Here is a 13,208-nt window from a genome sequence, read left to right as displayed (position 1 = left end):
CCGCCGTGGTGGTCGCCCGTCGCCGCCGTGGAGCCGTCATCGTTCAGCGGGTGGCGAAGCGGGCCTTGACCCAGGCGAGGATGTCGGGCATCGCGCCGTCGTCGATGCCGGTCGCGGTTCCGTAGGTGTCGTGCTCCAGGCCGTCGTAGGCGCGGTAGGTGACCTGGGAGCCCGCTCTGCGGAGTCCGGCGGCGACCTTGGCGTTGACCGATGCGGGGGTGACGGTGTCCGCGCCGCCCTGTAGGAACAGCACCGGGCCGGCGACTCGCTCGTGGCCGAGGCTGTTGTCGCGCAGATATCGGGTGAAGCGCGGGTCGCCGGAGTAGTCCGGTTGGACCAGCGCCGCCCCGGTCAGATCCGTGTACACCGCGGTGGTCACGCCCAGGCAGCCCGTCCGGGCGGCGTCCAGGCGACTCAGGGCGGCCGGGGTCAGCAGTCGTCCGACGTCGATCTTCGGGTTGCCGTAGGCGGCACCCTGGGCCAGCAGCGGAGCGAATCCGCCGTACGGGACGGTCGTGGCGACATGGGCGGCGAGCGTGGGCAGATCGGCGGCGGGCGAGGTGACGACGGCCCCCCGGTAGCCCGGCTCTGGGCGCTTCAGCTGGCGTTCGGCGAAGCCCAAGGCCGCGCCGCCGCCTTGGGAGTGCCCCCACAGCACCCAGCCACGTGCCAGACCTGGCACGGCCTGGCGCGCGGACCGCACCGCCCCGGCGATGTCCTCGGCCTCAGCGGTCTTGTTCACCAGTTCCGGATGACCGGTCGTCCCCAGACCCGCGTAGTCCGGGGCGACGACGACGTACCCCTGCTCCAGGAAGCGGACCATCTGGTCGCCGTGGTAGAGGTCGCGCATCAGCGACGGCGCACAGTCGACCCCGATGCCGCTGGCTCCGTGTGCGTCGACCACGACACGCCAGCCGCCCACCGGGCGCGGCCGGTCATGCGGCACCAGGACGACGCCGGAGACCGCCACGTCGCGGCCCCGGGAGTCACGGGAGTGGTACAGCACCCGGACGGCCTTGACCGGCTTGTTCTCCACCACGTAGTCGGAGGTGGTCTCCGCGCGGATCAGGGTCCCGCTCGGTGCCCACGGCAGTGGGCGGGGTGCATCGTAGAAGGCGGTGCGCGGCAGGGTGTTCTGCCGCTGGGCCGCCCAGGCCCAGCCGATCTGGCAGGCCTGATCGCAGCCGTCGGCATACCCGCCCGTGGCGGGCACGGTGGCCAGGACGGCACCGACCGCGGTGGCTGCGGAGAGCAGGCGGCCTCTGGTCCGGAAGGCACGACGGGCAGATTTCACAGGAGGCTCCTGCCATCGACCAGCTTTCCGCTGGGCCCGTAGACGAAATCGGCGGTGTCCGCGATGAACTCCACCGGGAAGCCCAGTTCGATCGTGCTGGCCTCGTCCAACCGGGTCACCGCCTCTTCGGGCAGTTCCAGATCGACCGCCGCGAGATTGTCGGTCAACTGCTCCAGGTTGCGGGCGCCGAGGATCGGGTGGACCCAGGGCCGGTGCGCTCGCGTCCACGCGATGGCGACCTGCGATGAGGACACACCGAGTTCGTCGGCCACGGCGTCCACCGTCCGCGCGATGGCCAGGTCCCGTTCGGAGACGGCGGCCCGGTCGACTCGGGAGGGACCGTCGGCGCCGGTCCGGGTGAACTTGCCCGCCAGGACGCCGGCGGCCAGCGGCGACCACGCGGCCACCGACAGTTCCAGAGCCGCGGCCATCGGCAGCAGCTCCCGCTCGATGTCGCGCTTGAGGAGGCTGTAGGGCAACTGGAGCCCCGCGAACGGCGTCCACCCGCGGAACTCCGCGATGGTGTTCGCACGGGCGACGAGCCAGGCAGGCGCATCGGAGATCCCGGTGTACAGCACCTTGCCCGCCCGTACGAGATCGTCGAGAGCCCGCATAGTCTCCTCGATCGGCGTGTTGGGGTCCCAGATGTGCGCCCACAGCAGGTCGATGTAGTCGGTGCCGAGCCGTTGCAGGCTGGCCTCGACCGAACGGACCAGGTTCTTGCGGTGGTTGCCGCCGGCGTTGGGGTCGGTGCCGTCCATGGTCACGGTGTATTTGGTGGACAGCACGAAGCGGTCGCGGTCGGTGCCGAGCAGCTCCCCGACGATCTGTTCGCTGCTGCCCTCGGTGTACCGATTGGCGGTGTCGATCACATTCCCGCCCGCTTCGGCGTAGGCGGTGAACATCTTCCGGCACTCCTCGACGGAGGCGCCCCATCCCCAGTCCTGTCCGAAGGTCATCGCGCCCAGGAACGCTTCGGAGACTCGTAGCCCGGTGCGGCCCAGCAGTCGGTAACGCATCACATGCTCTTTTCGAAGAAGGACACGGCCCGGTCGATGGCCGGCAGTACGTAACGGTCGTCGTCGTACAACTCGATGTGGTTGCTGGTGTCGAGCAGCAGCAGCTCCTTGGGTTCGGGCGCCGTCGCGAAGGCGGCCTCGGCGTCGGCCACGGGAATGGCCTGGTCGCCGCGGCCGTGCACAATCACCAAGGGAGCGGTGACCAGCGGAAGGTAGGAGTCGACGTCCAGCGTCAGCTCCTGCAGCACCGACAGCGCGGTGCAGCGGTTCTCCCACCCGGGCCAGGCCCCGCGCCCGGTCCCGTAGTACTCGAACGGCTCCGGGCCGGGGTTCCCGGCGGGCATGCCTTCGGGGTTGACCGCGGGCCAGTACTCGATCTCCCCGGTGTCGGACTGCCGCTGCGCTATCTGTGCGAACTGGGCCATCAGAACCGCGAAGTTCTCCGCGCCGAAGCGGTCATGGATCAGCTTGGGGCTGTTGTAGGCGGCCGCGATCAGCGCGACGGCCTTGACCCGGGGGTCGAATGCGGCGAGCTGGATCGCGTAGATCCCGCCCAGGCACACCCCGCACAGCGCGATCCTCTCCGAGTCGACCTCCGGCCGGGCGGCCAGGAAGCCGATCGCGTTCCGCAGGTCGGACACCTTCGCGGAGGCGTCTTCGTGCTGGCGCGGTTCACCTTCGCTGCCGCCCCAGTTGCGGTGGTCGAAGGCCAGGGCCACGTATCCGCGCCGCGCGAACCAATCCGCGTAGTAGCCGGTGACCTGTTCCTTCACCCCGGAGAACGGCCCGGTCAGCACCACCGCCCCCCGCTCGGCCCCAGGCTCGGGCAGGTAGAGGTCACCGGCCAGCCGGTAGCCGTCGCTGCTGAACTCGACCTTCTCTATCGGCATCACGAATCCCCTTACGCTCGGGCGTGCACAAATGGTGTTTTTGTGCCGCGGCTTACTGCGGAGAAGATTCACAGATCCGGCAGGTGGCTCGATAGCGTGTGCGTCATCTGTCGGGGTGTGAATTTTTCATGGGGATCCCGGACGGGCGGCCTCCCGCCACTTCCTGCCGGCGGTGGCCTCCGGCCTCAGATCCAGCCCGCCTCGGTGGCGATCCTGATGGCGTCGACGCGGTTCCGGGCGTCCAGTTTCGCCATGCCCGACGTGAGGTAGTTACGGACGGTCCCCGGGGTGAGAAAGAGCTGTTCGGCGATCTCCCCGGGGGAGGCGCCCGTGGCCGACATGCGCAGGACCATCGTCTCCCGTTGCGACAGGGGGCTTGCCGGCGCTTCCAGCGCGGCGGCCGTGAGCGCCGGGTCCAGCACCCGGCCGCCTGAGGCGACGGTCCTGATCGCACCCGCCAGCTCGGCGGGCCGTACGTCCTTGGGCAGGAACCCCGCGACCTGAGCGGCGAGTGCCCGCCGGAGCTGGCCCGGCCGGTTGAGACCGGTGAGGATCAGCACGCGGCAGCCGGGCAGCCGCCCGCGGAGCCGTTCGGCGGCGGCCAGGCCGTCCACCTCGGGCAGGTCGATGTCGAGCACGGCCACGTCAGGCCGAACATCCAACGCAGTGGGCACGATGAGCGCGCCAGAGGCGAGCTCCGCGACCACCTGGAGGTCGTCTTCCATGGACAGCAGTTCCACCAGCGCCGAACGCAGCAGCGCCACGTCCTCGGCGAGCAGAATCCTGATCACGCCGAACAGTATCTCGGCAGCAGGAGCCCGGCGACGCCAGGGGAGGTGGCGAAGAGCAGGTGGTACGGGGAGGTCAGAGCCATTAATGTGAACTTGCCGACATTCTGTGATGTCAGTGGCCATAGAGGACGCGGGTGCTGGGGATGTCGGTTGCTGCGACGATGGAAGACGACCCGGTAGTCGACGGTTCCGGCGGCACCGGGGATTCGCAGTTGCGGTTGGTGCGGCTGATGATGTGGACCGCGCTCGGCCTGATCATGGCCATCCGGCTGCTGTCGGCGTTGGATGAAGGGCTGGCGTGGTCGGTCGCGTTCGTCACGATGGCTCCCTATCCGCCGCTGGTGGCGCTGCTGGCCGGGCCGCATCGCCGCCGGGTCCGGGACGCCCTGCTGGCGGTCCTGATGATGCTGTACGCGGTGCCGTTCGCCGTCGCGGGCACGCACTGGGACTGGATGCCCTGGCCGCTGGCGGTCGCGGCGCTGTGCTCCTTCCGGGGAAGAGTGGCCTGGCCGCTGTTCGGGCTCATCCTGGTCGCCACGGACGTGGCCGGACTGTGGACCGACGACGCGCTGTCGGCGAGCATGAGGATGCTGCAGACCGCCGATGACGGTCTGATCATCTTCGGGCTGTACGCCCTGGTGGTGATGGTGGCCAGGCTCGACGCGGCCCGCGGGCATCTGGCACGCCTGGAACTGCTGCGCGAACGGCTACGGGTCGACGGTGAACTGCGCACGGTGGCCGGCGCTCACCTGCGGGCCGTCCTGGCGCAGCTGACACAAGCCGTCGACGCCGAACCGGAGATCGCGCGGGACCGGCTCGGCGCGGCCGTCGAGACCGTCCGGCAGGCGCTGACCGACATCCGTGCGACGGCCGCCGACTACCGCCTCCCGCCCGCCCGGCCGGCGCCGATCGAGTCGCCGAAGGTGGCGCGCCTCACGCTGGCCGCAGTGTTCGCCTGTGATGCGTCGCTCCAATGGGTCGGCGCGGCCATGATCCGGCCATGGACACTGCTGCTGCTGGTGCCGCTGAGCTGCGCGGCCGGGGTGGTTCTGCTGTTGATGAAGCCGTCACGCAAGCAGATGATCCTCCTCGGTGTGCTGGTGGGTCTCCCGGCCATGCCGTTCAGCTACCTGGTGATGGAACTCAGCGGCATCGCCAACCTGTGGGCCTTCTTCCTGGGCCTGGTGCTCATCCGCATGCGGCCACCACGCTCTCTGATGATCACTGGTGTGGTGGTGGCGCTGTACGTCGCGCTCAACTTCTCCTTGTCGCCGGCGCCCAACCTGGCGGGGGTGGCGGGGTTCCTGGTGAGCCTGGCCATCCTCACCTGGGTCTCCTACGGCCTGATCCGGCTGTCGAACCTCGTGGTCCTACTGCGCCAGGCCGAGCGGGACCTGACCCGCGAAGCCCTCATCCGCGAGCGCACCCGCATCGCCCGCGACCTGCACGACCTGCTGTCCTTCAGCCTGTCGGCAGTGGTGCTCCGGGGAGAGCTGTGCGACCGGCTGATGGAGGCCGACCCGGTCCGCGCCCGCACCGAGCTGGCCGCGCTGCCCGACCTGGTCGAGCGCGCACTGACCGAACTCGAGTCAGTGGCCCACGCGGCGGTGGGGCTGCGCCTGGCCCAGGAGCTGTCCGCGGCGCACGCCGTCCTGAAGGCCGCCGGGATACAGGCCGCCGCCACCGTCGAGACCGGCACCCTGCCGCCCGAGGTGGAGGCCGCGGTCGCCGCGGTGTTGCGCGAGGCGGTCACCAACGTCGTACGACACAGCACCGCTCGCACCTGCCGCATCACCGTCACCCCGGAAGGCGACACGGTCCGGCTCCGCGTCGTCAACGACGGAGCCGCCGAACCCCCACCCGCGACTCCGAGCCCGGGTCCCGGCGGATCGGGGTTGAGGGGCTTGGCCGAACGCACCGGGGGGCGGCTCACCGCCGGAGCACGAGCGGGTGGTCGTTTCGAGCTGGTCGCCGAGTTCGACTCCTAGAAGTGCTTTGTTAGGTGGTGTCATATCTGGTCGGGCAGGCGCATGTGGTCGGCGCGGAAGATCTGACGCAACCGTTCGACGTCCTGCTCGACCTGGCGGGCTCGGCCCGCGCGTTCGAGTGCCGCGCGGATCTGGCCGCGGGTGAGGGACGCGGCGCGCGTTGGGGTGAGCGCCAGGGCCAGTGGGACGCGGGCCTCGGCCTTGGTGATGCCGCCGTTGCGCAGGTGGGCGAACCCGCGGCCTCGCCCCCCCATAGCAAAGTGGGAGAAGTTTCGACTTCTCCCGCTTTGTTGCGTTTTCGGTGGCGGACGCCCTGTAATTCAATCTGCCCGGGAGCGGAACGACAAGGCCGACCCGACCTGCGCCACGCTTGCCCGCTGCAACTCGTTCCGGGCGGGGTCGCCGAGACCCCCGCGAAAGCCCGCATCTTGCGCGCCGCGGTTGGCGTGGCCCCTGTCACACGCAGATTCGTTGTTGGCGTCGCCAACAGGGGACTATCGCCCCTTGCGGCACCCGCTATCCCGCCTGAGCCTGGAGGTAAGGGGGGAGAAACATGGTGTTCACTGATCGAATTGACGCGGGCCGGCGCTTGGCGGCCCGGCTTCGCCATCTGAGAGGCCAGGACCTGGTGGTCGTGGGGCTTCCGCGAGGAGGGGTTCCCGTCGCCGCGGAGGTGGCCCGCGCGTTGGACGCGCCCCTGGATGTCATCGTGGTCCGGAAGCTGGGGGCGCCGTTCCAGCCGGAGCTGGGCATGGGGGCGATCGGCCAGGACGGCGTACGGATCATCAACGAAGAGATCGTCCGTCTCGTGGACGCGTCGGCCGATGACCTGGCCGTGGTCGAGGCGCGTGAACGCGCCGAGCTTGAACGTCGCCAACGGCGGTACCGCGGCGACCGGGCCCGGGTGCCGTTGGCGAGGCGAACGGTGATCGTGGTCGACGACGGTATCGCCACCGGTTCGACGGCCCGAGCCGCGTGCCAGGTGGCGCGCGCCCAGGGGGCGGCACAGGTGGTGCTCGCCGTCCCGGTCGCGCCTCCTGGCTGGACCGCCGGGCTGGAGGGCGAGGCCGACGAGCTGATCTGCCTGGAGACACCTGCGGGATTCGCGGCGATCGGGCAGTGGTACGCCGACTTCTCCCAGACCAGCGACGAGCAGGTCGCGGCCTGTCTGCGGCAGGCGGGCGGCCCCGCACCCGCGCCGGGCGCCGGCACATCGCCGAACGGCGACCCCGCGGTGGATGAGGAGGTCGAGATACAGGCCGGGCCGGTGCGGCTGGCCGGGCGCCTGACCGTGCCCGAATCCCCGCGCGGGTTCGTCATGTTCGCCCACGGCAGCGGCAGCAGCCGCCACAGTCCGCGCAACCGCTTCGTGGCCACCGTGCTGAACCAGGCGGGGCTCGGAACTTTGTTGTTCGACCTGCTGACGAAGCAGGAAGAGGCCGACCGGGCCAACGTGTTCGACATCGAGCTGCTCGCCCGCCGCCTGGTCGACACCACCATCTGGCTGCGCGACCGCCCGGAGATGAGGGGGCTGCGCGTCGGCTACTTCGGCGCCAGCACCGGGGCCGCGGCCGCGCTGTGGGCCGCCGCCGAACCCGATGCGGGCATCACCGCCGTCGTTTCCCGTGGCGGCCGGCCCGACCTCGCAACCGCGCGGCTGCCCCAGGTGACAGCGCCCACGCTGCTCATCGTCGGCGGATGGGACGAGGTCGTCCTCGAGCTCAACCAACAGGCCCAGTCCCAGTTGCGCTGCGAGAACCGGCTCGCCGTCGTTCCTGACGCGACGCACTTGTTCGAAGAACCCGGAGCCCTCGAAACGGTCGCGGGACTCGCGCGAGAGTGGTTCATCGATCATCTCGCGCCGGTATCGCACCCCTAGACCATCGAGGACATCCGCCAAATGATCTCCCACTTCGCGAGCGGTGCCTGAGAAGGGCCTCCGCTCACCCGGCGTATGCGGTGATCACGCCGTCACGGTCAAGGTCGACCCGGGTCCCGAAGGGATGGCTGATTCGGTCGAGGAGCGCCAGAATCCACCGGGAATCGGCTCCAGAGGCGTGCTCCAGACGTATCTTCCGGGCCTGCATGGGCACGATGCGCAGGTCGGCGAGCACGCCTGTTCCCGACTCCACGGAAGCGAAGTACATCAGGCGCAGGTCGTCCCGGAACTCCTCGTAGCCCCTGATGCCCTCGTAGTCGTCGACGAAGTCGCCGCAGCCGTACAGGATGGCTTTGCCCCGGTAGATCTCGATCGGGCGGGGGTGATGCGAGGAATGCCCGTGCACGATGTCCACGCCGGCGTCGATCAGCCGGTGCGCGAAGCGCTCTTGGCCCGGAAGGACGTCATATCCCCAGTTGGAGCCCCAGTGGACGGAGGCGATCACGATGTCACCCGGGCGTTTGGCCTCCTGGACCCGGTCGGCGATGTCGGCGGCGCCTGCTTCTGACGGGCCGGGCAGGAAATCCACACCGGCGCGATCCGGAGCCGCGGCCCAGTCCGCGGGGATGCCGCTCGAGGCCATCCCGAACGAATAGACCAAGACGCGCCCCGACCCGTCAACGGGGCATGCCGCGGGCCGCCGCGCCTCGACGACGTCCCGGCCCGCCCCCACCGCCCGCAATCCCGCCCTGGTGAGGGCGGTCAGCGTCTCCTCCAGACCTGGGCGGCCGAAGTCGAGGACATGGTTGTTGGCCACGGCGCAGGCGTCGGGCCGAAGTGCGGTCAGGCATGGAATGTTGTCGGGGTTCATTCGGTAGTTCACGCCCTTGTCCGGCGCGAAGGCGTCGCTTCTCGTGATGCTCGTTTCAAGGTTGATCAGTCGGATGTCCGGCTCGAGATCGTCGAGTACCGGCAGCGCCTCTCCCCAGGGCCAGGAGAAATCGACCGGCCGAGGAATCGGGCCGTTCACGGCCTCGGCGAGTTCAACGTAGGTTCTGGCATTGCGCACGCATGCCTCTCGCAGCGCGGGATCTCCGGGGTGCGGAAGGATCTGGTCGACCCCGCGGCCGAGCATCACATCACCGCAGAGGAACATCGTCACCCGACGATTCACCATACTTCCACTATGCACCCCTGCAATTTCGTGTGGTGCTCCGGGATCACCGCGGCCACGGAAGGCCCGGAAGACAACCCCACCCAACGCCACCACCGACCGTGATCGCCCCTCGGACACCATGTGGGCCGCCCGGGTTGCCTGTGAGGCTGGGAAATGGGACGGGCGGGCACTTTACGCCCTTGAGGGGTGTCAGGTGAGGTGGGGCGGGGGCCGGCCGGATCGGCTTACAGGCTGACAACACCGAACTTCTTGTGGACAGGTCGGACAATCGGCGAACATGATCCCCGCCTCGGGCGAAACGTCTGCCCGGCGGCCGGCGGGAGGGCCGGTGGCCTTCCGCGTCGTCGCTCCGGCTGCAGACCTCCGTGTTGGAGGCCGTCGCCGCCCAAGGCCGTCGCCCGCACCGCGCGTCGTTGGGTTCGCGGCCTGAACGACAGGCCGAAGTCCGATCCACTCATGGGTCTCCGACCCTGGTTCCACAGAAGTGAAAGGGACAAGCATGAAGTTGCTCGGCAAGACTCTGACCGCGGCTGCCGCCGTGGCCGCGCTTGGTGGGAGCGTTATCGCTACCGCGGGGACCGCCGAGGCGGCCGGACGCAACGGGAAGTGCGACACCGGCGAGTTCTGCCTGTACTACAACAGCGGCCAGAAGGGGTCCCTCTCGGACTTCACGGGGTCGGTCAGCAACTACGGCGCCAAGCAGCCGGGTTGCTACGACTTCAAGAGCGCCGGCGCGGGCAAGGGCAAGTGCGTCAAGAACGCGGCGGCTTCGGTGTGGAACCGCAGCAGCAAGACCGTTCGGATCTACTTCAACAGCAACTACGGCGGCCGTTACCAGGACTTCAAGGCCGGGGCGAAGGGCAACCTCAACTCCGGGCTGAAGAACCAGAACGCCTCGCACTCGTTCGGCATCCCGAAGCCGGGCACCGGGCAGACGCCGCGTAACGACTACGACCACAACGCGCGCGGCTTCGCGCAGAACAACTGCACGGCGTTCGCCGCCTACCGGATCGCGAGCCGGCTCGGCGTCCGCAACTTCAGCAACCACTGGAAGACCACCTGGGGCAACGCCGGCATGTGGGACAACGCCGCGCGCCGGGTCGGCGTGAGGGTCGACAAGACGCCGAAGGTCGGCGCGATCGCCGTCAACGACGTCCACAAGGTCGGCCACGTCGCCTACGTGAACAAGGTCTACTCCGACGGCTCGTTCGACGTCGAGGAGTACAACTGGAACACCCCGCTGCACTACGGCACGCGTCACCACATCCGGGTGAGCAACGCCCAGTCGGCCTTCCAGTGGATGCTCCACTTCTGATCGCCTGACTCCGGATCCCCGTCGTGGCGCGAGCGTCACGGCGGGGATTTCGTTTGCCCGTAAGAGATCCGGTCGTGAGTGTTCAGCCGCAGTACCTGGGTTGTTCTGGTTCGGCCGTCAGGGTCGCCGACGGGCGTCGTGGGGCGTCCGGTGATCGCGTGGCGGGCCCCGGGGTTCGCGCGCCGGGTGCGAGGAGCTGGTCGATGCGGGTCGGAGGGCTTTCGCTGCGCGTTGCGATCGCCGGGGCGGCGCTGGCGGCCGGGGGCGGGCTCGCGGTGGCGGCGCCCGCGCAGGCCGAGCCGTCGTTCTGCGGGCACGACCAGCGCGCGACGCCTTACGCGCGGTACCTGTGCGCCAGGACCGGCGAGCTGCTGGACGTGCGGATCGGGGACGTCAAGCCGACGCAGCCGTCGCTCGGATACGGCGAGGTCTACTACAAGCTCGGGCGCTACACGCTGGGCAAGGACGCGGTCAACAAGAAGTTCGACGACTGGTGCGAGGCGGACGGACGGGTCTCGGCGGCGAGCGTGAAGCCGGGGGCCCGGCTGGACGATCCGTCCTCGTTCACCTGCGAGCTGCCGGTCGGGGGTGAGACGGCCGACAGCGTCGCGGAGATGAAGACGGTCGTCATCGGTCCTGGAGGACGTCCGTACCTGACGGACGGGCACCACACGCTCACGTCGTTCGCCGAGACGCCGGACGGCGGGCTCGACACGCATGTGCGGCTGCGCGTCCTGGCCAATCTCAGCGCTCTGACCCCGAAGACGTTCTGGGCCAGGATGGCCGCGAACAAGTGGGACTACCTGCGTGACCCCGAGGGCAGGCCCGTCAAGGTGAACAAGCTGCCGGACAGCGTCGGCCTCGCGAACTTCCAGGACGACAAGTACCGCAGCCTCCTCTATTTCAGCCGCGACATCGGTTACACGCAGAACAGCGTGCCGTTCCAGGAGTTCTACTGGGGCAGCTGGGTTCGGGACGCCAGGCCGGTCGACCTCTCCTCGTGGGACGAGAACGACCTGGCCGGCTACCTGAGCACCGTCAAGGCGCTGACGCAGAAGATGACGGCGCTGTCCAAGAGCTCCGTGGTCGACAGCGGGTTCACGGCCGGGCAGCTCGGCGCGCTCGACCAGTGGAACGCCGGGGCGCCTGCCGACAAGGGCGAGTTCGCCAAGCTCAGCAAGCCCTACGACGTGTCCAAGCCCGGCAAGCTCGCTTACGCGCTGGAGTACAAGCGGGTGCACGGACTGAGCTGACGCTTTGCGCGGTGTCCGGATCGGCGTGGTCGGCCGGGCCGGGCGTCGTTTGGACCACCGACGAGGTGCGGGTCGAGGTGAGCCTCGGCCCGCACTTCGCATTTCCAGGAGTTGTCCCCGGGGGCGGCGTTCACTTGGAGTCATGGTCCGTGACCTTGTGTGACGACGGATGTACTCTCGCGTTCGATCATGCGGGCCTGGCCGTTGGGGCCATCGGCACGCGGGAATGGAGGGGGCATGCCGTCCACGGAGGCCGGTGGCGGGCGACCCGGCGACGGAGAGGTCGACGAGCTTCGGCAGCGGGTGGCCGAGTTGGAGAAGCAGGGGACCCGGCCGCCACGGCACCGCGTCCGCTCCTTCGGTTCCGGGCTGCTCGTCGTCTGCGCCTGCGTGCTCGCGATGCTGTCGGTGGTCTCGGTCTGGGCGAGCGACCAGGTCACCGATACAGGACGGTTCGTGGCCGCGATGGGGCCGCTCGCCAAGAACTCCGACGTGCAGACTGCCGTCACCAACCGGGTGACGAAGGCGGTGGAGCAGCAGGTCGACGTGAACTCGCTGGTGAAGGAGCTGTCCGCCGCCGCGACCGAACGCGGCGTGCCGCCGAGGACCGCCACCCTGATCAACAAGCTCAGCGGGCCGATCGGCAACGGCCTGAACAGCCTGATCAGCACCGTGACCGGCCGCGTCGTGGCCAGCGACGCGTTCGCGACCATCTGGACCAAGGTGATCACCGCCGCGCACGCCGCCGTGGACAAGGTCCTCACCGGTCAGGGCGGCGGCACCGTCAAGCTGACCGGCGACAAGGTCACCGTCGACGTCGGACCCGCGGTGGACAAGGTCAAGACCCAGCTGGTGGACTCCGGGTTCGGTCTGGCCTCCAACATCCCGGCCGTCCACACCGACTTCACGCTCTTCGAGTCCTCGGCCCTGGCGAAGGCGAAGTCGGGGTTCCGGCTGCTCCAGATCCTGGGCGTCTGGCTCCCGATCGCCGCCCTGCTCGTCGCCGCCTGCGGCGTCTACCTGGCCAAGGACCGGCGGAGGGCACTGATCGGCACGGCGATCGGCTTCGCGGCGGCGATGCTGGTGCTCGGCCTCGCCCTCGCCGTCTTCCGCACCTACTTCCTCGACCGGCTGCCCGCAGACGCCGACCCCGGCGCGGCCGGGGCCGTCTACGACGCCCTGGTGCTGTTCCTGCGGCAGGCCGTGCGGTCCGTGGCGGCGGTGGCGGTGCTGGTCGCCCTGGCCGCGTTCTTCAGCGGGCCGTCCCGTGTGGCCACGACCGTGCGGACGGCGTGCAGCACCGGCATCGGCGGCGTCCGCTCGGCGGCGGAGTCGGCGGGGTTCCGGGCCGGTCCGGTCGAGGGCTTCGTGCGTCGTCACAAGCGGTGGATCGGCGTCGGGATCCTGGTCGTCGCGGCGGTCGTCTTCGTGCTGTGGAACCATCCGACCGGCCTGGTGGTCTTCTGGTTCGCGGTCGCCATCGGGCTCGCGTTCGCCGTCCGCGAGTTCCTGGCGCCGTCCCCGGGCGTGGACGCTCCACGGCCCGGGGCGGCGGCACAGGCGGGTGCGAGCCCTTCCAGTTAGCGGGTGCCCGCGAACTCC

At 69.6% G+C, this 13,208-nt stretch carries 11 protein-coding genes; 5 read left to right on the top strand and 6 right to left on the bottom strand.

Annotated features, from left to right (window positions below; all coding sequences use genetic code 11):
- Window positions 1-43 precede the first annotated feature (43 nt).
- The 4 genes from P696_RS52815 to P696_RS0122560 all read right to left on the bottom strand — a co-directional run bounded on the left by P696_RS52815 (window position 44) and on the right by P696_RS0122560 (window position 3,994).
- Complete coding sequence (locus P696_RS52815) at window positions 44-1,294, bottom strand: alpha/beta fold hydrolase (RefSeq protein WP_026414116.1); 1,251 nt, start codon at window positions 1,292-1,294, stop codon at window positions 44-46.
- Complete coding sequence (locus tag P696_RS0122570; RefSeq protein WP_342669034.1) at window positions 1,291-2,253, bottom strand: aldo/keto reductase; 963 nt, start codon at window positions 2,251-2,253, stop codon at window positions 1,291-1,293. Before P696_RS0122570 ends, P696_RS52815 begins: the two co-directional genes overlap by 4 nt.
- 59 nt (window positions 2,254-2,312) lie before the next feature.
- A complete protein-coding gene (locus tag P696_RS0122565) occupies window positions 2,313-3,203 on the bottom strand; it encodes an alpha/beta hydrolase (protein ID WP_026414114.1) in 891 nt (296 codons plus the stop codon).
- Between the two features lie 185 nt (window positions 3,204-3,388).
- Window positions 3,389-3,994: a response regulator transcription factor gene (locus tag P696_RS0122560; RefSeq protein ID WP_026414113.1), complete on the bottom strand. Its 606-nt coding sequence runs from the start codon at window positions 3,992-3,994 to the stop codon at window positions 3,389-3,391.
- Between the two features lie 221 nt (window positions 3,995-4,215).
- Here P696_RS0122560 and P696_RS52810 point away from each other — a divergent pair, with 221 nt between their 5' ends.
- Complete coding sequence (locus P696_RS52810; protein ID WP_245627782.1) at window positions 4,216-5,982, top strand: sensor histidine kinase; 1,767 nt, start codon at window positions 4,216-4,218, stop codon at window positions 5,980-5,982.
- Between the two features lie 20 nt (window positions 5,983-6,002).
- Here the strand turns inward: P696_RS52810 and P696_RS0122550 are convergent, their stop codons facing one another.
- Window positions 6,003-6,236 carry a hypothetical protein gene (locus tag P696_RS0122550; RefSeq protein ID WP_026414112.1) on the bottom strand — a complete coding sequence of 78 codons (234 nt, stop codon included), beginning with the start codon at window positions 6,234-6,236 and terminating at the stop codon, window positions 6,003-6,005.
- A 299-nt stretch (window positions 6,237-6,535) separates the two neighbouring features.
- Here P696_RS0122550 and P696_RS0122545 point away from each other — a divergent pair, with 299 nt between their 5' ends.
- Complete coding sequence (locus P696_RS0122545; protein ID WP_026414111.1) at window positions 6,536-7,861, top strand: phosphoribosyltransferase; 1,326 nt, start codon at window positions 6,536-6,538, stop codon at window positions 7,859-7,861.
- Window positions 7,862-7,925: 64 nt separating this feature from the next.
- Here the strand turns inward: P696_RS0122545 and P696_RS0122540 are convergent, their stop codons facing one another.
- Window positions 7,926-9,017, bottom strand: coding sequence for a CapA family protein (locus tag P696_RS0122540; RefSeq protein ID WP_245627781.1), 1,092 nt, complete (start codon window positions 9,015-9,017; stop codon window positions 7,926-7,928).
- 520 nt (window positions 9,018-9,537) lie between these two features.
- On the opposite strand from P696_RS0122540, the gene P696_RS52805 reads away from it, so the two are divergent.
- The 3 genes from P696_RS52805 to P696_RS0122525 all read left to right on the top strand — a co-directional run bounded on the left by P696_RS52805 (window position 9,538) and on the right by P696_RS0122525 (window position 13,190).
- Complete coding sequence (locus P696_RS52805) at window positions 9,538-10,353, top strand: CHAP domain-containing protein (RefSeq protein ID WP_051468011.1); 816 nt, start codon at window positions 9,538-9,540, stop codon at window positions 10,351-10,353.
- A 203-nt stretch (window positions 10,354-10,556) separates the two neighbouring features.
- The gene (locus P696_RS0122530; RefSeq protein ID WP_051468010.1) at window positions 10,557-11,606 is read left to right on the top strand and encodes a ParB/Srx family N-terminal domain-containing protein; all 1,050 of its coding nucleotides are present in this window, start codon (window positions 10,557-10,559) and stop codon (window positions 11,604-11,606) included.
- A gap of 237 nt (window positions 11,607-11,843) precedes the next feature.
- Window positions 11,844-13,190 (top strand): hypothetical protein, encoded by a 1,347-nt coding sequence (locus P696_RS0122525; RefSeq protein ID WP_157429860.1) that lies wholly within the window; start codon window positions 11,844-11,846, stop codon window positions 13,188-13,190.
- Window positions 13,191-13,208 lie beyond the last annotated feature (18 nt).

Source organism: Actinomadura oligospora ATCC 43269 (assembly GCF_000518265.1).
Taxonomy (GTDB): Bacteria; Actinomycetota; Actinomycetes; order Streptosporangiales; family Streptosporangiaceae; genus Spirillospora; species Spirillospora oligospora.
This window is presented reverse-complemented; position numbering and strand designations above follow the sequence as displayed.